Origin of the sequence: Natronospira elongata (genome assembly GCF_034931365.1) — a bacterium.
Classification (GTDB): Bacteria; Pseudomonadota; Gammaproteobacteria; order Natronospirales; family Natronospiraceae; genus Natronospira; species Natronospira elongata.
In genome coordinates this window covers 44,220-64,998 of record NZ_JAYGII010000010.1, presented here as the reverse complement: position 1 = coordinate 64,998, position 20,779 = coordinate 44,220, and the positions used below count along the sequence as shown (strand labels likewise).

Annotated in this window: 19 protein-coding genes and 1 tRNA gene; 13 read left to right on the top strand and 7 right to left on the bottom strand. The window is 63.2% G+C overall.

From position 1 onward, the window contains the following. Nucleotides 1-35: 35 nt before the first annotated feature. A complete protein-coding gene (locus VCB98_RS06520) occupies nt 36-1,079 on the bottom strand; it encodes a rod shape-determining protein (protein WP_346051094.1) in 1,044 nt (347 codons plus the stop codon). 260 nt (nt 1,080-1,339) lie between these two features. On the opposite strand from VCB98_RS06520, the gene gatC reads away from it, so the two are divergent. The 4 genes from gatC to hslO all read left to right on the top strand — a co-directional run bounded on the left by gatC (nt 1,340) and on the right by hslO (nt 5,508). After that, nucleotides 1,340-1,627 carry an Asp-tRNA(Asn)/Glu-tRNA(Gln) amidotransferase subunit GatC gene (gene gatC, locus VCB98_RS06515; protein ID WP_346051093.1) on the top strand — a complete coding sequence of 96 codons (288 nt, stop codon included), beginning with the start codon at nt 1,340-1,342 and terminating at the stop codon, nt 1,625-1,627. 16 nt (nt 1,628-1,643) lie between these two features. Continuing rightward, on the top strand, nt 1,644-3,098 hold the full coding sequence (gene gatA / locus VCB98_RS06510) for an Asp-tRNA(Asn)/Glu-tRNA(Gln) amidotransferase subunit GatA (RefSeq protein WP_346051092.1): 1,455 nt from the start codon (nt 1,644-1,646) through the stop codon (nt 3,096-3,098). 89 nt (nt 3,099-3,187) lie between these two features. After that, on the top strand, nt 3,188-4,624 hold the full coding sequence (gene gatB / locus VCB98_RS06505; RefSeq protein ID WP_346051091.1) for an Asp-tRNA(Asn)/Glu-tRNA(Gln) amidotransferase subunit GatB: 1,437 nt from the start codon (nt 3,188-3,190) through the stop codon (nt 4,622-4,624). Then, complete coding sequence (hslO, locus tag VCB98_RS06500) at nt 4,621-5,508, top strand: Hsp33 family molecular chaperone HslO (protein WP_346051090.1); 888 nt, start codon at nt 4,621-4,623, stop codon at nt 5,506-5,508. The genes gatB and hslO overlap by 4 nt, the downstream gene beginning before the upstream one ends. An 85-nt stretch (nt 5,509-5,593) precedes the next feature. On the opposite strand, the gene VCB98_RS06495 is transcribed toward hslO, so the two are convergent. The 4 genes from VCB98_RS06495 to prmC all read right to left on the bottom strand — a co-directional run bounded on the left by VCB98_RS06495 (nt 5,594) and on the right by prmC (nt 9,782). After that, nucleotides 5,594-7,093, bottom strand: coding sequence for a vWA domain-containing protein (locus VCB98_RS06495; protein WP_346051089.1), 1,500 nt, complete (start codon nt 7,091-7,093; stop codon nt 5,594-5,596). Nucleotides 7,094-7,278: 185 nt separating this feature from the next. Then, nucleotides 7,279-7,779, bottom strand: a complete 501-nt coding sequence (locus tag VCB98_RS06490; RefSeq protein ID WP_346051088.1) for a YiiD C-terminal domain-containing protein — start codon at nt 7,777-7,779, stop codon at nt 7,279-7,281. A 31-nt stretch (nt 7,780-7,810) separates the two neighbouring features. Next, nucleotides 7,811-8,551 (bottom strand): HesA/MoeB/ThiF family protein, encoded by a 741-nt coding sequence (locus VCB98_RS06485; protein WP_346051087.1) that lies wholly within the window; start codon nt 8,549-8,551, stop codon nt 7,811-7,813. Nucleotides 8,552-8,903: 352 nt separating this feature from the next. Further along, on the bottom strand, nt 8,904-9,782 hold the full coding sequence (gene prmC / locus VCB98_RS06480) for a peptide chain release factor N(5)-glutamine methyltransferase (RefSeq protein ID WP_346051086.1): 879 nt from the start codon (nt 9,780-9,782) through the stop codon (nt 8,904-8,906). A gap of 141 nt (nt 9,783-9,923) precedes the next feature. Here prmC and VCB98_RS06475 point away from each other — a divergent pair, with 141 nt between their 5' ends. From VCB98_RS06475 to VCB98_RS06460, 4 genes are read left to right on the top strand one after another with little or no spacing between them, the layout of a single operon-like run. Next, a complete protein-coding gene (locus VCB98_RS06475; RefSeq protein WP_346051085.1) occupies nt 9,924-11,297 on the top strand; it encodes a pyridoxal-phosphate dependent enzyme in 1,374 nt (457 codons plus the stop codon). Between the two features lie 10 nt (nt 11,298-11,307). Next, entirely contained in the window at nt 11,308-12,480 is a 1,173-nt protein-coding gene (locus tag VCB98_RS06470; protein WP_346051084.1) for a cystathionine gamma-synthase, read from the top strand. Nucleotides 12,481-12,520: 40 nt separating this feature from the next. After that, nucleotides 12,521-13,018, top strand: coding sequence for an SseB family protein (locus VCB98_RS06465; RefSeq protein ID WP_346051083.1), 498 nt, complete (start codon nt 12,521-12,523; stop codon nt 13,016-13,018). Between the two features lie 14 nt (nt 13,019-13,032). Next, a complete protein-coding gene (locus VCB98_RS06460; RefSeq protein WP_346051082.1) occupies nt 13,033-13,617 on the top strand; it encodes a 2OG-Fe(II) oxygenase in 585 nt (194 codons plus the stop codon). Nucleotides 13,618-13,770: 153 nt separating this feature from the next. Here VCB98_RS06460 and prfA read toward each other — a convergent pair whose 3' ends face one another. Both prfA and hemA read right to left on the bottom strand, forming a co-directional pair. Then, a complete protein-coding gene (gene prfA, locus VCB98_RS06455) occupies nt 13,771-14,853 on the bottom strand; it encodes a peptide chain release factor 1 (RefSeq protein ID WP_346051081.1) in 1,083 nt (360 codons plus the stop codon). Beyond that, nucleotides 14,850-16,121, bottom strand: coding sequence for a glutamyl-tRNA reductase (gene hemA / locus VCB98_RS06450; RefSeq protein ID WP_346051080.1), 1,272 nt, complete (start codon nt 16,119-16,121; stop codon nt 14,850-14,852). Before hemA ends, prfA begins: the two co-directional genes overlap by 4 nt. A 111-nt stretch (nt 16,122-16,232) precedes the next feature. Here hemA and VCB98_RS06445 point away from each other — a divergent pair, with 111 nt between their 5' ends. From VCB98_RS06445 to VCB98_RS06425, 5 genes are all read left to right on the top strand, one after another. Continuing rightward, entirely contained in the window at nt 16,233-17,888 is a 1,656-nt protein-coding gene (locus VCB98_RS06445; RefSeq protein WP_346051079.1) for a tetratricopeptide repeat protein, read from the top strand. Beyond that, entirely contained in the window at nt 17,864-18,577 is a 714-nt protein-coding gene (lolB, locus tag VCB98_RS06440; protein WP_346051078.1) for a lipoprotein insertase outer membrane protein LolB, read from the top strand. Before VCB98_RS06445 ends, lolB begins: the two co-directional genes overlap by 25 nt. Continuing rightward, on the top strand, nt 18,570-19,439 hold the full coding sequence (ispE, locus tag VCB98_RS06435; RefSeq protein WP_346051077.1) for a 4-(cytidine 5'-diphospho)-2-C-methyl-D-erythritol kinase: 870 nt from the start codon (nt 18,570-18,572) through the stop codon (nt 19,437-19,439). Before lolB ends, ispE begins: the two co-directional genes overlap by 8 nt. Nucleotides 19,440-19,530: 91 nt before the next feature. Beyond that, a tRNA-Gln gene (locus VCB98_RS06430) sits at nt 19,531-19,605 on the top strand. Between the two features lie 147 nt (nt 19,606-19,752). Then, nucleotides 19,753-20,709: a ribose-phosphate pyrophosphokinase gene (locus tag VCB98_RS06425; protein WP_346051118.1), complete on the top strand. Its 957-nt coding sequence runs from the start codon at nt 19,753-19,755 to the stop codon at nt 20,707-20,709. Nucleotides 20,710-20,779: the final 70 nt, after the last annotated feature.

Below are 20,779 nucleotides of genomic sequence, written 5' to 3'. Positions count from 1 at the left end.
CCGGTTGGGTGAGGAGGACAGGGCCGAGTGGGCGCTCATTCGACGGAGAAAAGTTCGCCGCCGTGTTCGTCCATTAGTTCCAGCACCCGGCCGCCGCCACGGGCGACACAGGTGAGCGGGTCGTCCGCAATCACCACGGGAATGCCGGTTTCCTCCATGAGCAGGCGGTCCAGGTCGCGCAACAGCGCGCCACCGCCCGTGAGCACGATGCCCCGGTCGGCCACATCGGAACCCAGCTCCGGCGGGGTCTGTTCCAGAGCGGTCTTGACCGCGCCGACAATACCCGCCAGTGGCTCCTGCAATGCCTCCAGGATTTCATTGGAATTGAGGGTAAAGGCGCGCGGCACCCCTTCGGAAAGGTGGCGTCCCTTGACTTCGATCTCCCGAACCTCCTCGCCGGGATAGGCGGAGCCGATCTCCTGCTTGATCCGCTCGGCGGTGGACTCACCGATCAGGGTGCCGTAGTTGCGGCGGACATAATGGATGATGGATTCGTCGAAACGATCACCGCCGATACGAACCGAGGCCGCATAGACAATACCATTCAGGGAGATGACGGCCACTTCCGAGGTCCCGCCGCCAATATCCAGCACCATGGAGCCCTTGGCCTCGTGCACCGGCATGCCCGCGCCGATGGCCGCTGCCATGGGTTCATGAATGAGATGGACCTTGCGGGCACCGGCCCCGGCCGCCGATTCCTTGATCGCGCGGCGCTCCACTTGCGTGGAGCCGTAGGGGACGCAGACCACGACCCGCGGGCTGGGGCGGAAATAGCGGGTCCCGTGGGCCTTGCGGATGAAGAACTGCAGCATCTTCTCGGTCACGGTGAAGTCGGCAATCACACCGTCCTTCAACGGCCGGATGGCGACGATATTGCCGGGCGTGCGGCCAAGCATGCGCTTGGCTTCGACCCCCACCGCCTCGATGGTCTTGCTGCCTCGGCTGGGATCATCGCGAATGGCGACCACCGAGGGTTCGTCGAGAATGATGCCCTTGCCCCGGACATAGATCAGGGTATTGGCCGTGCCCAGGTCAATGGAAAGGTCATTGGAAAAAAAGCCGCGAATACTGTTGAACATCGGGGGAGTTCTTCTTTGTCTGCGGCCCTGGCGCATGGCCGGGGCCAATGATCGGAATTTCTGCCAGCCCGCATTTGCGGCGGCATAGCGCACCGCGCGTACTTTATCAACCACCCCGGCAATGGGCAATCAAATTTCGGTGTGCGTCAACGTGTCTGTGGCGGACGGTTGACGCGACCCGGGTCCGCCCAGCCATGACGGCGGAGGCCTGCCTGTGGTAGATTTCTGCGCCTGTTTCTCAGGCTCTGGAGGCCGAATCCATGTCACTCAGCCCGGACGACGTTCGTCATATCGCCCATCTGGCCCGACTCCGCATCGAGGAGCAGGATATCCAGGAGTATGCGGGAAATCTCTCCCGAATTGTGGATTTTGTCGACCAGTTGGGCAAGGCCGACACCGATGCGGTCACCCCCATGGCTCACCCGCTGGAGATGGCGCAGCGCCTGCGCGACGACGTGGTGACCGAGGAAAACCACCGCGACGAATACCAGCAGAACGCGCCCGCCACCGAGGCCGGTCTTTATCTCGTACCGCGCGTCATCGAGTAAAAAGGGATCACTGGACATGCATGACAAGACACTCGCCGAACTGGCCGCCGGTCTCAAGCAGGGGGAATTCTCCAGCGAGGAGCTGACCCGGCATTTTGTGGACCGGATCGAGGCCCGGGACGACCGCTACAACGCCTTCATTACCCCGACGCCGGAGCGGGCCCTGGAGCAGGCCCGCGCCGCCGATCGGCGCATCGCCGAGGGCAATGCCGGCCTTCTGACCGGCCTGCCCCTGGCGCACAAGGACATCTTCTGCACCCGCGGGGTGAAGACCAGTTGTGGTTCGAAGATGCTGGATAACTTCGTCTCTCCCTACGACGCCACCGTTGTGGAGAAGCTGGCCGAGGCCGGCATGGTGACCCTGGGCAAGACCAATATGGACGAGTTCGCCATGGGCTCTTCCAACGAGACCAGCTATTACGGCCCGGTGAAAAACCCCTGGGACGAGAGCAAGGTCCCCGGTGGCTCCTCCGGTGGCTCGGCGGCGGCGGTGGCCGCGCGCCTGGCGCCGGCCGCCACCGGCACCGACACCGGCGGTTCCATTCGTCAGCCGGCGGCCCTCACCGGACTGACCGGCTTCAAGCCCACCTACGGCCGGGTCTCCCGTTACGGCATGATCGCCTTCGCCTCCAGCCTGGATCAGGCAGGTACTCTCACGATCAGCGCCGAAGATGCCGCGCTCATGACCCAGGCCATGGCGGGTTTTGATGAACGTGACTCCACCAGTGCCCAGGAATCCGTGCCGGATTATCTGGCCGCCCTGGGTCAGGACATCAAGGGCTTGAAAATCGGCGTGCCGCCCGAGTTTTTCGACGAGGGCCTGGACGCGGATACCCGCAAGGCGGTGGATGATGCCCTGGATGTCTATCGCCAGTTGGGCGCCGAGATCCGGGAAGTGCATCTGCCCCATCTGGACCTGTCGGTGCCCACTTACTATGTGGTGGCCCCGGCGGAGTGTTCCTCCAACCTGTCTCGCTTTGATGGTGTCCGCTTCGGTTATCGCTGCGAGAATCCCAAGGATCTGCTGGATCTTTATGAGCGGTCCCGGGGCGAGGGCTTCGGGGCCGAGGTCAAGCGCCGGGTCATGACCGGGACTTATGTACTGTCCGCCGGTTATTACGACGCCTACTACCTGCAGGCGCAGAAGACCCGCAAGCTGATTCGTGATGACTTCCTCAAGGCCTTTGAGGAAGTGGATGTTTTGATGGGCCCGACCACGCCCACTCCCGCCTTCGGGATCGGCGAGAAGACCGACGACCCCATCACCATGTACCTCAACGACATCTACACCATTGCCGTCAACCTGGCCGGCCTGCCCGCGGTATCGGTGCCCGCTGGCCTGGTGGGCGGCCTGCCGGTGGGGCTGCAGATTATCGGCAACTTCTTTGATGAAGGCCGTCTGCTCAACGTGGCACATCAGTTCCAGCAGCAGACGGACTGGCATAGGCGGCTGCCGGAAGGCATCGAGTAACACTGTGAGGTCGAGACTTTCCCGTCTCGACTCTGGACCAGTACAGACCCTGCCAAGGGGTCTCCCACAGTCAAAATTGGAACACGATTATGGAATGGGAAACCGTCATCGGGCTGGAAATCCACACCCAGCTCCAAACCAGTAGCAAGATCTTTTCGGGCAGTTCCACCGCCTACGGTGCCGAGCCCAATACCCAGGCCTCGCTCATTGATCTGGGCTATCCCGGCATGTTGCCGGTGCTCAACCGTGAGGCGGTGGGCATGGCCGTGAAGCTGGGGCTGGCCATCGGCGCCAAGATTGCCGATCGTTCGGTTTTTGCTCGCAAGAACTACTTCTATCCGGACCTGCCCAAGGGATATCAGATCAGCCAGTACGAGCTGCCGGTAGTCTACGAGGGCACCCTGGATATCGAAATGGATGACGGCAGCACCAAGACTGTGGGCGTCACCCGGGCCCACCTGGAAGAAGACGCCGGCAAGTCGCTGCACGAGGGTTTCGAGACCATGACCGGCATCGACCTCAACCGCGCCGGCACGCCCCTGCTGGAGATCGTCTCCGAGCCGGATCTGCGCTCCTCCGCGGAAGCGGTGGCCTACATGAAAAAACTCCATTCCCTGGTTCGCTACCTGGAGATCTGTGACGGCAACATGCAGGAAGGTTCTTTCCGTTGCGATGCCAATGTCTCCGTGCGTCCCAAGGGCCAGAAAGAGTTTGGCACCCGCACCGAGATCAAGAACGTCAACTCCTTCCGTTTCGTGGAGAAGGCCATTGATTACGAAGTGGAGCGGCAGATTGATGTCCTTGAGTCCGGTGGTGAAGTGGTGCAGGAGACCCGTCTCTACGATCCTGCCAAGGGCGAGACCCGCTCCATGAGGACCAAGGAGGAAGCCAACGATTATCGTTACTTCCCCGACCCGGACCTGCTGCCTTTGGAGATCGAGAACAGCTTTGTCGAGAAGGTTCGTTCCAGCCTTCCCGAGCTGCCGGATGCAAAGAGAGAGCGATTCATCAGCGATTACGGTCTCAAGGCCTATGATGCCGGCGTGCTGACAGCCACCCGGGAAATGGGTGATTTCTATGAGGCGGTGGTCAAGGCCTCGGGCGGTGATCCCAAGTTGGCGGCCAACTGGGTCATGGGTGAGTTTTCAGGCTTCCTCAACAAGGACGGCGTGGAGATTGCCGAGGCCCCGGTGAATGCCGATGCCCTGGCCGGACTGCTCAAGCGTATCGAGGACAACACCATCTCCGGCAAGATCGCCAAGGATGTATTCGAGGCCATGTGGGCCGGTGAGGGCGATGCCGATACCATCATCGACAAGAAGGGTCTCAAGCAGATCACCGATGCCTCGGCCATCGAGCCCATCATCGACGACGTGCTGGAAAAGAATCCCCAGCAGCTGGAGCAATACCGGGCCGGTAAGGACAAGCTCTTCGGCTTCTTCGTGGGGCAGGTGATGAAGGCCACCAAGGGCAAGGCCAACCCCCAACAGGTCAATGAGCTTCTGAAGGAGAAGCTGAAGGGATGAACGACGCAGTCAAACAGGCTGACAGTCTGCACCGCTTCCTCTTTGAGCATTTCCCGGTGCGGGGGGAGGTGGTGCATCTGGACGCAAGCTGGCAGGCCGCCCTGGAACATACGGATTACCCCGCGCCCGTGCGTCGGCTGTTGGGCCAGGCCATGGCCGCCGCCAGCCTGCTGGCGTCCACCTTGAAGTTTGATGGTGCCATGACCCTGCAGGTCCAGGGCAGTGGTCCGGTGAACCTGCTGGTGGTGCAGTGCAGCAGCGACCTGGTGCTTCGCGGTACCGCCCAGTACGGAGAGTCCCTGCCGGATACCGACAGCTTCCAGACCCTGGTGGGTGATGGCACCATGGCCATCACCATTGAGCAGAAGGAGCAATCAGAGCGCTATCAGGGCATTGTGCCCATGGAAGGGGATAGCCTGGGTGCCTGCCTGGAAGGTTATTTCTCCCGCTCGGAACAGCTTCCCACCCGCCTGTGGCTTGCCGCCGACGAGCATGCGGCTTCCGGTCTGTTGTTGCAGGTGATTCCCGGTGAACAGGAAGAGGATGATGCCTGGAATCGGGCCGTCACCCTGGCGGAGACGGTTAGCGAACAGGAGCTCTGTCATCTGCCGGTGGAGCAGCTCCTGCACCGCCTCTATCATGAAGAAGACGTTCGCCTGTTCGAGGCCCACCCGGTGGCCTTTCGCTGCACCTGTTCCCGCGACAAGATTGCCGACGTGCTGCGGCGGTTGGGCACAGAGGAAGTGGAGGAGATCATTGAGGCTCAGGGACGCGTGGAGGTGTCCTGCGAATTCTGTGGTCGAAGCTATCATTTTGATAAAGTCGATACAGCCGAGCTGTTCGCGGATTCTTCGAGCAGCTTGGGTTCCAGCACCCGACACTGACGCGCGACCGGAGTCTGGTTGTCGCGAATGAAAAGCGCCAGCAGGGAAAGCCCTGCTGGCGCTTTTTCTTACCCGCGATTATTGCTTAGGGATTGGAGGGTACGGTGTAGTCTCGCTCGGCAACGATGTTGTTGTAGTCGATGCGCAGGGTGAGAACATCGCCGGCCTCCAGGTCCACGCCAGGCAGCTCCAGGAGGTACTGGAACTGGATACCGCTCTGGATGCTGATAAAGGCATCGGAGATATCGATGCTGTCCACGGAGAAGTAGTCACCGCCGGTGTCGTAACCCAGATCCTTCAGGTTCTGTTCAGCGGTACCGGACACCGCCAGGCCCACAGCCAGAACCGGGATCCCCATGCTGTTGGCGCGGTCGATGACTTCCTGCTTGTTCTTGGTTGAGCTGTTATCGCCGCCATCCCCCATGGTGACCAGGATCTTGCGGTCATTCGCCGCTGTCTCCAGCACGTCCAGACCAGCATCAACGGCATCATAAAGTGCCGTCATCCCGCCCCAGCTGTAGGAGTTGGTGATCTGGAAGTCGGGAGTCTCCGCGTGGGGATCATCCGCGATGGTGTCGGCATCCTGGTTGGCTCCCCAGATGGTGGAGTGAGGATTGAACGCATCGCTGATCATGCGCAGGGGTTCCTCATCCTGGGTGAAACCGGAGCTGCTGAAGCTGTAGTCCACCGGATCCTGCTGAGCATCTTCCAGCGTCCAGTTGGCCTCAATCCAGTCATCATTAATCAGGTCCACGCGACCATCAAAGATGGTGAAGCTGACCTCATCACCGCCGCCCCGGATATTCAGGAATTCATGGGTGGCGAGGGTGGTGAGCTGGAAACGGTCAAAGCTCTCACCGGTGTCCTCGTCAGTGTAGGCCCACTGGTACATGGAGCCACTGGCATCCAGCACCACGCCGACCGAGGCGGCTTCCTGGGTGGCGGCACTGCTGGTCAGGTCGCCGATGGAGACCTGGGTCTGGTTCACCAGGGCTTCCACTGTGCGGGCCGGGAGGCCGATGACGGCCATGCCACGCTGATCGTCAACCACGGTGAAGGCTACACGCCCATCGCTTTGGACCTGCATGGAGCCAATACGGTAGTTCCAGTTGGAGGGGATGGTGGACCCAATTCCAGAGCCCCCTGCGCGGAAATTGGCAACTTCCGCTTCCACCGGATGGAACCCATCTCGGGTGGCTCGAACCATGACGGCCTCGGAGGGCGGGTCGGCATTGAACTGACCGCATTCGTCGGTGGTCACCGTATCACCCACGACCACGTCGCTGCTGTCCAGGAATTCCACGGTGGCATCGGCCAGGGCTTCGTAGCCACCAGGAACATCTGGGCAGTTGGCACTGGCGTTCAGGATGGTACCGCCTGCGGTGGGCCGAAGCGCCGCCGGGTGACCGGCCATTTGGTTCAGGATCGCACCATTGTCGTCGTCGCCGTCGGCGGTCCCCACGGGAACCACGATCTGGCCCTCAACCTGGTCTGGGCTAGCGCTATCATCTGAGTCGCTGCTGAAACAGCCGCTGAGCGCGAAACTGCCTGCAATGGCAACAGTGGTCAATATATGTCTATTCATCATCTGTACTCCTCCCTGTTTCCCTCCGCGAGAAACGTGTTGTCTGTTATGCGGATCCTTGGATCACGTACTGCCGCGTCCACCGCAGCACTACACCAACGAAGTGTAGGGACGTGGTGTGGCAATGTCTCTCCCCCAAACGGGGGATAAGAAGGGGGCCCGGGAGGAGGGTGTCTGCGTCGGGGCTACTTCCTGGCGCGAATGGCAACAAAAACGCCGCGGAACTCGGCGCAGGTCCGGCCGGCGCTTTCCACTCGGGCCTGGAGTTCGATGGCGGATTTGCTGCGACGCTGGATGCCCCGCAGGAACTGGGTGACCAGGCCTACATTGGGGGTCTCGCAGACCGCCACCAGATCATCCTTGGCCGGTTCCAGGTAGCGCATGCTGCTGTCGCGAATCACCAGGCTGACATCGGGCTGGTCCCTCAGCAGCACCCACAGAAGACCCCAGGCAGCCAGCGTGCCAAGGCCGTGGAGGCTGCCGCCGAAGGCGGTGCCGATGTGGTTGCTGTTGGGCGCCAGTGGTGCCGCGATACGTACCGCCTCACGGTCAATTCGATTGACGCTCACATTCATATGCTGGAGCAGCGGAATGCAATCGAGCAGATAGCGCTGAAGGGCCTCGACGCTGTCTTCCCTTTCCAGAAGCTGCAAGGGGTCGCTTGTTTCCGCAATTGACTCACTCATACCGGATCTCCAGCGCCAGGTGATTGTCAGGTCAGTTTCGCCGGCCACAGACCGGGCAGAGGGGATCCCGGGCAAAGCGGGTCTCTCGCCAGCGGCCAGAATGGGCATCATAGCGTAACAGGCGGTCCTGCAAAGCCTCACCGCGCCCGGTGAGCAGCTTGATGGCCTCGACCGCCTGCATGGCACCAATCACACCCACCAGAGGGCCCAGCACCCCGTTGCTGGCGCAGTCCCCCATGTCATCGTCAGCGGCAGCCTCGTCAAAGAGGCAGGCATAGCAGCCACCATGGCGGCTGTCGAAGACCGCCACCTGGCCCTGCCAGCGAATCGCGGCCCCGGAAACCAAAGGCCTTCCATGGCGAACAGCGGCGCGATTGACCGCGAAGCGGGTGGGGAAATTGTCACTGCCGTCGAGGATGACATCCACTTCTGGCAGCAGCCTGTCCAGGTTGGCATCGTCCAGCCGCTCACGCTCACAGTCGATCGCCACCGCCGGGTTCAGGGCCAGCAGGCGGTCACGGGCTGCCTGCGCCTTGTCATGACCCACCTGGGTGCTATCGAACAGGATCTGGCGTTGCAGGTTGGCGGTGTCGACACTATCGAAATCGGCCAGAATCAGCCGGCCGATCCCGGCGGCGGCCAGATAGGCGGCAGATGGATTGCTCAGGCCACCCATGCCGACGATCAGGGCGGTGGAGCGGCCCAGTTCGCTCTGGGCGTCCTCGCCGAATTCCGGCAGTGACAGATGTCGGGCATAGCGAAGTCGGTCCATCCGCTTCTCCGGGGCCAATGCGTGGGCGACTATTTTACATGGCAAAAAAAGCGGGGCCCTTGCGGGCCCCGTTGGGGTAGTTGCTTGGTGGCATCCTTGCCGTCGCTCGCCTGTCGGAAGGGCGGCCGGGTAGCCCCGGCTTCTTGTTGCCGCCTGCTTGGGGACTGTTGGCGGCAGCCGGATCCGGGTGAGGGGGAGTCACGATGGATCCGGCGGGTCCGGATCGTTGCCGGACTTGAGTTCAAGTCTATACCAGCTTTGTACAAAAGCAAGTTAATATTAGCGAATGTGCGCATAAATAATTGCATTGCCCAGATAGCTTTTTGCTATCATTTGGCAGCATTTCGCGCGGCTAGCCGGTATCGCCTCCCCGGCGGGCAGTGGATATCCGTTCCCGGCCGGCCAGATCGCGGTGGGTCGCGATCTCGATCAGACCGGCTGCATCCAGCAGCGCCCGCACGGCCGGTCCCTGGTCATGACCGTGCTCCAGCATCAGTCGGCCGTTGGGGGTCAGCTGGGCCGGGGCCTCGCGGATGATCCGGCGCAGGTCATCCAGGCCATCATCGCCCGCGGCCAGGGCGGTGCGGGGTTCGTGGGGCAGATCGCCCTGCGCCAGGTGAGGGTCCTGTTCGGGAATATAGGGCGGATTGGAAACGATCAGGTCGAAACGCTCCCCCGTAACTGGCTCGAACCAGTCGCCTTCCAGCAGGCGGAGCTTCAGGCCCAGCCGCTGGGCATTATCCCGGGCCACGCTGAGGGCCGCCGCGCTCTCATCACTGGCGCTGACCGACCATGCGGGGCGTTCGTCAGCCAGGCACAGGGCAATGGCACCGCTGCCGGTGCCCAGATCCAGTGCGCGTACTCCCCCGGCCGGCATCAGATCAAGAGCCAGATCCACCAGCAACTCGGTCTCCGGGCGGGGAATCAGGGTATTGGCATCGACCCGCAGGCTGAGTTGCCGGAAATCACGCCAGCCCAGCAGGTGGGCAATCGGTTCATGCCGGGCCCGTCGCCGGACCCAGGCGAGATAGCGCTCGGCCTCCGCCGCTGTCAGCTGTCGCTCCGGGAAGGCCATGATCTGGGCATCGCCCAGGCCGCTGGCATGGCGCAGCAGCAGGCGGGCCTCGCGACGGGGATCGGGGGTCGTGCCCTGGAGCAGGGTCTCGCCCCGACTGAGCAGCTCGCTGATGGTGGCCGTTTGAGACCTGCTGTCTGGGGGTATTTCTCGCATCCCCACATTGTACGCAAGCTGGCGAGGCAAAGCTCCTGGCCATGCCGTACAATATGCGCCTTTGCGACTGGCGGTTGGCCTGGGCCAATGCACCCCCTTGGCCTGCAACCGCTGTTTTCCTGTTCGCCTGCGGGAGGCTGCATGCAGATTTATCGCAATGCGCTCGAGATGATCGGGCGCACGCCCATGGTGGAACTGACGCGGCTGGATACCGGCCCCTGTCGTCTGTTCGCCAAGCTGGAACTGAACAACCCGGCCCATTCGGTCAAGGACCGGATCGCCCGGACCATGATCGAAGAGGCGGAGAAGCGGGGCGATCTCAAGCCCGGTGACACCATTGTCGAAGGTACCGCCGGCAACACCGGTCTTGGCCTTGCCCTGGTGGCTCGCCAGAAGGGCTATCCCCTGGTGCTGGTGATTCCTGACAAGATGAGCCCGGAGAAGATCGCCAGTTGCCGGGCCATGGGAGCCGAAGTCATCCTGACCCGCTCGGATGTGGCCAAGGGCCACCCGGAGTATTACCAGGATCTGGCCCTCCGTGTTGCCGAAGAGCGCAATGCCTATTTCATCAACCAGTTCGGCAATCCGGATAATGCCCTGGCCCACGAGCGCACCACCGCGCCGGAAATTTATGAACAGCTGGACGGCAAGGTAGATGCGGTGGTCATCGGGGTTGGCAGTTCCGGCACGGTGACTGGTTTGGGTCGCTGGTTTCGGGAGCATGCGCCGGAGGTGGAATTGATCGTCGCCGACCCCGAGGGTTCGGTGCTGACTCGCTACATCAATGAAGGGGAACTGGGTGAAGCCGGTTCCTGGCTGGTGGAGGGCATCGGCGAGGATTTCATCCCGGATGTGGCCGACCTCAGCTTCGTCAAGAAGGCCTATGCCGTTCCCGACCGGGAGGCCTTTCTTACCGCCCGCCGCCTGCTCTCCGAGGAAGGCATCATGGCAGGCTCCTCCAGCGGAACCCTGCTGGCCGCGGCTCTCCGTTACTGCCGCGAGCAGAGTGAGCCCAAGAATGTGGTGACCCTGGCCTGTGACACCGGGAATCGTTACATTTCCCGCCTCTACAACGACTTCTGGATGTGGGAGCAGGGCTTCATCGAGCGCCCCGCCCACGGCGACCTCCGGGACCTGATCAGCCGGCCCCATGAAGACCGGGCGACGGTGGCGGTATCCCGTCAGGACACGGTGGCCACCGCCCACAAGCGGATGCGCGATAACGGCTTCTCCCAACTACCGGTCGTGGAGGGTGACCGGCTGTTGGGCGGGGTCAACGAGGGCGATCTGATCCATGCGGTCAGGGGCTCGGAAAAGGGTTTCGACAGCCTGGTGGGCGAGATCATGAATCCCAGCTTCCCCACCGTGGAAGTGGATCTGCCCATGGTCCAGTTGGCTGAACGCCTGGAAATCGACACCGCACTGGCGGTGGTGCGCGACTCACACTTCCTCGGCATGGTGACCCGCAGTGATCTGCTGGGTTACCTGCGCCGGGGCAATGTCATTGAAGAGTAAGGAAAGCGATATGTCGGACAAGAAGCGTCACGGTCTGGCCACGCGGGGAATCCATGCCGGTCAGCGGCCGGATCCCAGCACCGGCGCCATCATGACCCCCATCTACGCCAGCTCCACCTACGTGCAGTCCAGCCCGGGGGAGCACCAGGGCTATGAGTACTCCCGTACCCAGAACCCCACCCGCAGCGCCTATGAGGCCTGCGTGGCCGATCTGGAGGAAGGCAGCCACGGCTTCGCCTTTGCCTCGGGCATGGCGGCCACCGGCACCATCCTGGAGCTTCTGGACGCGGGCAGCCATGTGATCTGCATGGACGATCTCTACGGCGGTACCTATCGCCTGTTCGAGAACGTCCGCAAGCGCTCCGCCAATCTGGATTTCAGCTTTGTGGACATGCGCGATCCATCCGCAGTGGAAGCCGCCATTCGTCCCGAGACCCGCATGATCTGGGTGGAGACCCCCACCAATCCGGTGCTCAAGCTGGTGGACCTGGAGGCCATCGCGGAGATCGGTCGTCGCCACAAGCTGCTGACTGTCGCCGACAACACCTTCGCCACGCCCTGTGTACAGCAGCCGCTGACCCAGGGTTTCGACATGGTGATGCACTCGGCCACAAAGTATCTCAACGGTCATTCCGACATGGTCGGGGGTGTGGTCGTGGTGGGCGATAACCAGGATCTGGCCGATCAGCTGGCCTACCTGCAGAACTCCGTGGGTGCCGTCAGTGGCCCCTTTGACAGCTTCCTCGCCCTGCGCGGGCTCAAGACCCTGGCCCTGCGCATGGAACGCCACTGCCAGAGTGCGCTGGAACTGGCCCAGTGGCTGGAAGCCCGGCCGGAGGTGGAAAAGGTCGCCTATCCGGGGTTGGAGAGCCATCCCCAGCACGAACTGGCCCGGCGTCAGATGAAGGGCTTTGGCGGCATGATTACCATCTGGCTCAAGGGCGGCCTGGATCAGGCGCGCAGCTTTCTGGAAAATACCGAGCTGTTTTCCCTGGCCGAGAGCCTGGGCGGGGTGGAAAGTCTGATCGAGCACCCGGCCATCATGACCCACGCCTCCGTCCCCCGGGACAAGCGCGAGGCACTGGGTATCAGCGATACCCTGATTCGTCTTTCGGTGGGTATTGAGGATCTGGACGACCTCAAGGCCGACCTGGAACATGCCCTGTCGGCGATCAAGGCGTAGGGCGTTTAAATCTCACTTTCATTTAGGGGAGCAAGAGATAATGTCGGAGCAAGAAAAGGCAGCCGGGCAGGAGGATTTTGAAGCCCGCAATGAACTGGAATTCCTGATTCAGGCCGGCCGTGACGGCAAGGTCTCCCTGGGCACCATCTTCCAGTGCCTGTTGCGCTCGCCGCTGTACATGGTCATGAACCAGCCGGTCCAGCCGGGCGACCGCCTTAACGACGTCCAGGGCCTGATGGTCACGGACAAGGAAGGCGGCCAGTTGCTGACCGTGTTCACCGCCGAGGAACGCACCGAGGACTTCTGCCGCAAGCAGGAGGGTTTCGAGCATCCCACGCGATTCCCGGCCCCCATCCTGCTGGACAATATGCGCGATGACATGGGCCTGGTGATCAACCCGGGATTGACCGTTGGCATTCAGGTGACCGCCAAGGGTGTGCGCTCTCTCAAGCGCGAGTTCGGCCAGGGCTGGCTGCAGAACATTCCCGCGCCGGAAGCCGATGAAGGCCAGGGCGGTAGCGAGCCGCAAAGCCACTGAGCGGGCTGGCGCCCATGAAGTCGCTGGTGGACGCCCTGGCCGGTCCCGGCTGGGGCGTCATCGATGACTTTCTCCCGGCGGAGACGGTTGCCCGTCTGCGCCGGACCCTCTACCGGCGTCAGAAGCGCGGCAGTTTCCGTGATGCCGCCGTGGGCCGTGCCGCCGGCCGTGCCCGGGTCAAGGCCATCCGCGGCGACCGACTCTGCTGGCTCGACCCCAGCCGGGCACGGGGCAGCGAGGCGGTCTGGTTCGAGCAACTCTCGGCCCTGCGCGAGACCCTCAACCGCGAGCTTTATCTGGGCATTCGCGGCTGGGAAGGCCACTACGCGCTCTATCCCCCCGGCGCCCGCTACGGCCGCCACATTGACCGCTTCCGAGACGACGACGCCCGCGTCGTCTCCACCGTCTTCTACCTCAATCCCCGCTGGCGCTCCGAATACGGCGGCCAGCTCCGCCTCTACCCTGATGCCGCCGACCCGGTGGACATCTTCCCCGCCCCCGGCCGCCTGGTCATTTTCCTGAGCGACAGCCTGCCCCACGAAGTCATCACCACCCAGCGGGATAGATTGTCCTTGGTGGGGTGGTTTAGGAGGGATTAGGGAGCGGCGAGCTCCGAGCTTCGAGCAGCGAGCTGGCCTTGCACGCGACAATGCCGTGCCGCTTCGGAAACGCCGTGGATTGCGTGTGGCTTGAATACGCGAGGCTCTGCAGGAAACAGTAGGCCTCGCAGCCGGCGCGGCCAGCTCGCCGCTCTACCCAGTCATCTCCGCCAGCCGGTCCGCGTGATCTTCCTGCATCAAGGCCTCCAGAACCGGATCCAGCTCGCCTTCGAGAATGCCGTCGAGCTGGTGGAGGGTGAGGTTGATGCGGTGGTCGGTGACGCGGCCCTGGGGGAAGTTGTAGGTGCGGATGCGTTCGGAGCGGTCGCCGCTGCCGACGAGCTTGCGCCGGGTTTCGGATTCGCTCTGGCGCTGTTCCTGTTCCCGGGCGGCTTCCAGTTTGGCTTTCAGCAGGGATAGGGCGCGGGCCCGGTTCTTGTGCTGGGAGCGTTCGTCCTGGCATTCCACCACGATGCCGCTGGGCAAGTGGGTGATCCGGACCGCGGAGTCGGTCTTGTTGACGTGCTGGCCACCGGCCCCGGCGGCCCGGAAGGTGTCCACCCGCAGGTCATTGCTGTTGATTTCCACGCTGGTGTCCACTTCGATTTCCGGGATTACCGCCACGGTACAGGCGGAGGTGTGGATCCGGCCCTGGGATTCGGTCTTGGGGACCCGCTGGACCCGGTGGGCGCCGGACTCGAACTTGAGATGGGCATAGGCCTCGCTCCCCACCACCCGGCTGATGATTTCCCGGTAGCCGCCGACTTCACCCGGGCTTTCGCTCAGGATCTCCACCGTCCAGCCCTTGGTTTCGGCATAGCGGCAGTACATCCGGAACAGGTCGCCGGCGAACAGGGCGGCTTCGTCGCCGCCGGTGCCGGCGCGGATTTCCAGGAACAGATTGCTGTCGTCGTGGGGGTCGCGCGGGACCATCAATGACAGCAATTCCTCTTCCAGTCGCGTCTGCTCCGACTCCCCCGCGGCCAGCTCCTCGGCGCCCATTTCCCGCACCGCCGGGTCCGGGTCGGCGGCCATTTCCCGGGCGTCGGCCAGATCCGCTTCCTGCTGGCGGTATTGGCGGAAGGCCGTCATCACCGGCTCCAGTCGGGCATATTCCTGCGACAGGCGACGGAAATCATCCGGGTTGCTGGCCGCATCCGGTTCGGCCATCAGGCCGGCCAGTTCCTGGAATCGCTCTTCCAGTTGTTCGAGCTTGTGGCGGATATTGTCCTTCATTCTTCTTTCTCGTCTCCCTCGCCCAGGTCGAATAACTGTCTTGCCGTGTCCAGGGTGTCCCGGTCTCCCTGTTCCCCCGCCTCCCTCAAGGCCACGGTGGGTTCGTGAAGCAGGCGATTGGTCAGGGTATGGGCCATGTATTCGAGAACATCCTCGGGCCGGCGTCCGGCGGCCAGCATGCGCTGCGCCTGACGCAGGGTTTGTTCGCGCTGATCGAAGGCCCGCTCGCGCAGTCGGCGGATGGCCGGGACCGCGTCCAGACTACTGAGGGTGGCGGCCAGATGGCTGGCCCTGGCATCGACGATTTCCAGGGCGCGTGCGGCCGCCTGTTCCCGCGAGGCCAGGTTTTCGCGAATGGTCTGCTGCAGATCATCGATGGTATACAGGAAGACATCACTGAGATCTGCCACCGACGCCTCAATGTCGCGGGGCACGGCGATGTCCACCATCAGCACCGGCTTGTGGCGGCGCTGACGGAAGGCGGTCTTGACCATCTCCCGGGTGAGGATGGGCTCGCGACTAGCGGTGGAGGCGATGATGATGTCTGCCTCCACCAGATGGATCGGCAGCCGGTCCAGGCTGCTGGCCTGGGCCTTGACCTCATCCGCAAGCCGATGGGCCCGGTCCACGCTGCGGTTGGCGATGATCATGCGGCCGATGCCACGGCGGTTGAGGTGCTGGGCGGCCAGTTCGATGGTCTCGCCGGCACCCAGCAGCAGGGCGGTGTGGTTCTCGAATTCGGCGAAGATCTGGCGGGCCAGATCCACGGCGGCATAAGCAACCGAGACCGGGTTCTGGCCAATGCCGGTATCGGTGCGGACCTGTTTGGCCACCGAGAAACTGCCCTGAAAGAGCTGGTGCAGCACGCGCTTGGCGGTGCCGGCCTCCAGGGCGGCTTCGTAGGCCTGTTTCATTTGCCCGAGGATCTGGGGCTCGCCCAGCACCATGGAGTCCAGCCCGCAGGCGACGCGCATGGCATGTCGCACCGCCTCCTCGTCGACGAACTCATAGACCGCGCGCTGGATGGCCTCCTGATCTGTGTTCGGGTGATGATTGAGCCATTGCCGCAGGGCCGTCTCACCGTCCTCGTCCAGGCTGCCGTAGATTTCGGTGCGGTTGCAGGTGGACAGCACGGCCACTTCCCGGACCCCGGGCAGGGATTCCAGGTCACGCAGGGCCGCGCACAGCTCGTCGCCGGAAAAACTCAGTTGCTCCCTGAGTTCCAGCGGGGCCGTGTTATGGTTTATTCCTAGGGCGATCAGCGGCATGTAGGGTGGCGTTAGGGATGCTGGCTGGATTGGTGAACAGACCCCGACAGGAACCTGAGTCGACGGCCGTGGTCGGCCGAAGAACAATGCTCATTGGCTAAGCCGGGAGTCATGACAAAAAATCATTATACATCAGTCCTCCTGCTTGCCTTGCTCTGGCTGGCAGCGTGTGCCGGCATGACGCCCGAGCGGGAAGATGAGCAGGCTGCCCAGAGCGAACACATCCTGCTGGCCGAGATCGCCCGTTCCCGGGGGGAGCCCGAGCTGGCGTCGGATTTCTATGCCCGTGCCCTCAAGCCCCGTGCCTCACTGGCCCTGACCCGGGAAGCCAGCACTTATGCCCTGCGCGTCGAAGCCTGGCCACAGGCTCTGGAAATGGCCCAGCTCTGGAAGGCGCGGGACCCGGACAATCCAGCCGCGGACTGGGCGCTGGGTATGGCCGCCCTGCAGGCTGGGGAATTGGCCCAGGCCCGGGACGCCTTTCGGCGCTGGCTAATAGAGGCGAGCGAAGCGGACTGGCGCTATCTGGGCGGGGAGTTGCAATCACTGCCGCGGCGCTGGCGTGCCTGGCAGTTGATGGAGCCCCTCTCGCGAGAACACGACAGTGCGCCCGCGCTGCTCGCGGGCGCGCGCATGGCCATGAGCCTTCACCGCCTTGAGGATGCGCAACGGCTGAGTCAGCGGGCCCTGGTCCGTGACCCGGATGACCCCGAGGCCTGGTGGCTCAAGCGTCGTGTCCGCGCCCAGGCGGGGGATGCGGCGGCGGTGACCGAGGCCTGGCTGGCCCTGGCGGATTGGCGGGATGCCGGCGCCATTCTGGAAATGGCGACATTGCTGTGGGAATCCGGGGATCTGCCCGCCGCTGCCGATCTGCTGCGCGGAGCCCTGGAGGACAACCCCGGACTGTCCGCCTTCGATTATGCCCTGGCCCTGGTACTGAGCGAGCAGGGTCAGTATGAGGAGGCCCTGGAACGGTTTTCGCGATTGGCGGCTCGCGGTTTCCGTCTTCGCGAAACCTGGTTTCGAATGGCCGTGGTGAATGAGCGGGCAGGCAAGCGTGAAGCTGCCTTGCGGCTTTATGATCGGGTGCTGTCCGGCGACGATCATGTGGAGGCTCGCGCTCGGGCCATTGCCCTGTTGCTGGAACTGGGTCGAGAGGGCGAGGCGGATGAACGCATTGAGCTGAGTCGCTATCAGTTGGGAGACTATCGCCACCAGTTCCGCGTTACCCTCGGCAGCCTGCTGTTGGCCCGGGGCTGGCAGTCACGGGGTGTTGCCCTGTGCGAAGCGGCGCAGGCGGCCCGAGCCTGGGATGCCGATGCCCACTATCGCTGCGCTCTGGGCCGCCTGGAGGCTGAGCCGGGTTCGACCGTGGCGGTGGAATGGCTTCGCAAGGCCCATCGTCTCTGGCCGGAGGAGCCGCTGGTGCTGAACGCCCTGGGCTACAGCCTGGCCGATCAGGACCGGGATTTGCGTGAGGCCCGTCGTCTTATTCGACAGGCACTCAGGCGTAGCCCGGACAGTGGCGCCATACTCGACAGCAAGGGCTGGGTGGAGTATCGCCTGGGTAATCATCAGGCGGCGGCGCGCTGGCTGGAGCAGGCCTGGGAGCGCTTGCAGGTCGCCGAGGTCGCGGCCCACAAGGTAGCCGTGAAGTGGGCGCTGGGACAGAGGGAAGAGGCGCGAAGCCTGTATGAGACGGCCCGCGAGCGCTGGCCCGACGAGGAGATACTGGAAAAGACATGGCAGCAATTGCAAAAAGACTGAAGGGCGGTCTGGGGCTGCTGGCACTGGCGCTGATGGTTGCCGCCTGTGCCCCTTTTGCGCCCGCCCCGGAGGAGCCACCGGACTATATGGCCTGGGAGGCGCACCAGCGTGACCTCGCCATGCTGCAGGCCTGGTCGCTGGATGGTCGGGTTGCCCTGCGCACGCCTGATGATGCCTGGAGTGCCTCCCTAAGATGGTCCCAGTGGGTGGATTACATGGATTTTCGTCTGCGCGGTACCTTCGGGATCGGCGCCACCCGGGTTCGGGGCGATCCCGGCTGGGTGGTGATTGAGAACAGCCGGGGCGAGACCTGGCAGACCGCCGAGCCCGAGCGCGAGCTCGCCCTGCAGACCGGCTGGCAGGTGCCTTTGGGCATGTTGCGCTGGTGGATCATTGGCTTGCCCTATCCGGATGAGGAACCGGCCTACCTGGCAGTGAATGGGGGCGGCCAATTGAGCGAGCTGCATCAGGGCGGCTGGACCATTGAATACGATCGCTATGAGACGGTGGATGGTTTGGCGCTGCCCGGGCGGATCACGGTGGACAACGAGCTCGAGGGGGTGACGCTGCGCCTGCGGGTCAGTGAATGGGTTCTGGGCGATCGAACCGGGGGGCCCGACTTTGCCGGTGTGGACTCTCAGCAGGGCGCTTGGGCAGTCATTCCAGGGCAGGACCAGCCCGATGAGTGATCCGGTCCACGAGGATGCACAAGCCTGGCCGGCACCCGCCAAGCTGAACCTTTTCATCCATGTGCTGGGTCGGCGGGATGACGGCTATCACGACATCCAGACCCTGTTTCAGTTTCTGGACTTCGGCGACCGACTGACTTTTCATCGGCGCGACGATGGGGAAATGCAGCTCAGTGGTGACCTGGCCGAGGTGCCTGTGGACGAGAACCTGGTGATGCGAGCCGCCCAGGCCTTGCGCAGTCGAGTCGGCCGGGATGATCTGCCCGGCGTGGATATTCAACTTGAGAAGCGGATTCCCGCACAGGGCGGATTGGGCGGTGGCAGCTCGGATGCCGCCACCACCCTGCATGCCCTCAATCGATTGTGGTCCTTGAAACTGAGTGAGGAGGAGCTGGCCGAGATCGGCCTTGGCCTGGGCTCGGATGTGCCTGTTTTCGTTCACGGCCAAGCGGCCTGGGCCGAGGGGCGAGGCGAACGTCTGACGGCCGTGGCCGATCTGCCGGAACCCTGTTTTCTGGTGGTCAAGCCTGACTGTGCCGTGTCCACTGGCGAGATCTACAATGCCGAGGAATTGATCCGGGACAGTGCGGTCATCCAGTTGCAGGATTATCTGCGACAGGGCGGACGCAATGATTTTCAGCCGGTGGTGGCGGCCCGCTACCCGGCAGTGGCGGAAGCCCTGCGCTGGCTGGCGCCCTATGGCAATCCCCGTCTGACCGGGACGGGGGCCTGTGTGTTTCTCGCCCTCGACGACGCTGCTCTGGCCAATGAATTGCTTCGGCATCTGCCCGAGAACTGGCAGGGATTCTACGCCCGAGCCTGCAATCAGTCGCCCTTGCGGGAGCGCCTGGGGGCCGACTGAGTCAGACGGGGTACAATTGCGGCGAGGTCGCTGCTATAATGCCGCGCTCATTCAGGTTGCCGAGTTCATCGGCTGACCTGGAAAAGATGATTGGGGCGTAGCCAAGCGGTAAGGCAACGGGTTTTGATCCCGTGATGCGCAGGTTCGAATCCTGCCGCCCCAGCCATATTCAGCCCGGCCGTGCTTACGCACGGCCGGGCTTTGTCGCTGTAAGTGCCCCAGACCAGGCCCCGGAGCCTGGCGGGAGTGGGGCGCCCGTCCGGATTCCTCATCACTTGAGCATGCAAGGGGACAGCAGGTGTCGGTATCTAACATGATGGTTTTTGCCGGCAATGCCACGCCGGATCTGGCGGCGCGCATCGCCGAACGCTTGGAGCTGCCCTTGGGCAAGGCCAAGGTGGCGCGATTCAGTGACGGCGAAGTGGCCGTGGAGATCAACGAAAACGTCCGTGGTCGTGACGTGTTCATTGTTCAGTCCACCTGTCCGCCCTCCAACGAGAACCTGATGGAATTGCTGGTGATGGTGGATGCCCTCTACCGGGCCTCGGCCGGGCGGATTACCACCGTGATTCCCTATTTCGGCTATGCCCGGCAGGATCGCCGACCACGCGCGGCCCGGGTGCCCATCTCCGCCAAGCTGGTGGCCAATATGCTGACCTCGGCGGGCGTGGATCGGGTCCTGACCATGGACCTGCATGCCGATCAGATTCAGGGCTTTTTCGATATCCCGGTGGACAATGTCTATGCCTCGCCGGTGCTTCTGGATGACATGCGCAAGCTGCGGGAAGAGGCAGCCTCCAAGGGGCAGGAGCTGATCATGGTCTCCCCCGATGTGGGTGGCGCCGACCGGGCCCGGGCATTTGCCAAGCGCCTGAGCGATTCCGACTTGGCCATCATCGACAAGCGTCGACCGCGGGCCAACGAATCCCAGGTCATGAACATCATCGGTGATGTGGACGGCAAGTCCTGCGTGATCGTCGATGACCTGGTGGATACCGCGGGCACCCTGTGCAAGGCCGCCGGTGCACTCAAGGAAAAGGGTGCGGCCCAGGTAAAGGCCTATATTGCCCATCCGGTGCTTTCGGGCAAGGCCATGGACAATATCAACGCTTCGGTGCTGGATGAGCTGGTGGTGACCGACACCATTCCGCTGCACGCCGAGGCCGCCGCCTGTGACAAGATTCGTCAGTTGGGCATTGCCGAGCTGATGGCGGAAACCATGCGTCGCATCAGCGACGAAGAATCGGTGATCTCACTCTACGCGGAGTGAGTCCGATTCCGTCCGCCTTGAAGGGTGGACGGAGGCGCGGTGACACGAACCTGGTCGCGGGGGAGTGTGA

Excerpts from the sequence above, each read along its gene's own strand:
- prfA (WP_346051081.1), bottom strand. The coding sequence starts at position 14,853 with ATGAAGGACAATATCCGCCACAAGCTCGAACAACTGGAAGAGCGATTC.
- hemA (WP_346051080.1), bottom strand. The coding sequence starts at position 16,121 with ATGCCGCTGATCGCCCTAGGAATAAACCATAACACGGCCCCGCTGGAA.
- gatA (WP_346051092.1), top strand. The coding sequence starts at position 1,644 with ATGCATGACAAGACACTCGCCGAACTGGCCGCCGGTCTCAAGCAGGGG.
- ispE (WP_346051077.1), top strand. The coding sequence starts at position 18,570 with ATGAGTGATCCGGTCCACGAGGATGCACAAGCCTGGCCGGCACCCGCC.
- hslO (WP_346051090.1), top strand. The coding sequence starts at position 4,621 with ATGAACGACGCAGTCAAACAGGCTGACAGTCTGCACCGCTTCCTCTTT.
- VCB98_RS06465 (WP_346051083.1), top strand. The coding sequence starts at position 12,521 with ATGTCGGAGCAAGAAAAGGCAGCCGGGCAGGAGGATTTTGAAGCCCGC.
- gatB (WP_346051091.1), top strand. The coding sequence starts at position 3,188 with ATGGAATGGGAAACCGTCATCGGGCTGGAAATCCACACCCAGCTCCAA.
- VCB98_RS06495 (WP_346051089.1), bottom strand. The coding sequence starts at position 7,093 with ATGAATAGACATATATTGACCACTGTTGCCATTGCAGGCAGTTTCGCG.
- prmC (WP_346051086.1), bottom strand. The coding sequence starts at position 9,782 with ATGCGAGAAATACCCCCAGACAGCAGGTCTCAAACGGCCACCATCAGC.
- VCB98_RS06485 (WP_346051087.1), bottom strand. The coding sequence starts at position 8,551 with ATGGACCGACTTCGCTATGCCCGACATCTGTCACTGCCGGAATTCGGC.
- VCB98_RS06445 (WP_346051079.1), top strand. The coding sequence starts at position 16,233 with ATGACAAAAAATCATTATACATCAGTCCTCCTGCTTGCCTTGCTCTGG.
- VCB98_RS06520 (WP_346051094.1), bottom strand. The coding sequence starts at position 1,079 with ATGTTCAACAGTATTCGCGGCTTTTTTTCCAATGACCTTTCCATTGAC.
- lolB (WP_346051078.1), top strand. The coding sequence starts at position 17,864 with ATGGCAGCAATTGCAAAAAGACTGAAGGGCGGTCTGGGGCTGCTGGCA.
- gatC (WP_346051093.1), top strand. The coding sequence starts at position 1,340 with ATGTCACTCAGCCCGGACGACGTTCGTCATATCGCCCATCTGGCCCGA.
- VCB98_RS06460 (WP_346051082.1), top strand. The coding sequence starts at position 13,033 with ATGAAGTCGCTGGTGGACGCCCTGGCCGGTCCCGGCTGGGGCGTCATC.
- VCB98_RS06470 (WP_346051084.1), top strand. The coding sequence starts at position 11,308 with ATGTCGGACAAGAAGCGTCACGGTCTGGCCACGCGGGGAATCCATGCC.
- VCB98_RS06490 (WP_346051088.1), bottom strand. The coding sequence starts at position 7,779 with ATGAGTGAGTCAATTGCGGAAACAAGCGACCCCTTGCAGCTTCTGGAA.
- VCB98_RS06475 (WP_346051085.1), top strand. The coding sequence starts at position 9,924 with ATGCAGATTTATCGCAATGCGCTCGAGATGATCGGGCGCACGCCCATG.
- VCB98_RS06425 (WP_346051118.1), top strand. The coding sequence starts at position 19,753 with ATGATGGTTTTTGCCGGCAATGCCACGCCGGATCTGGCGGCGCGCATC.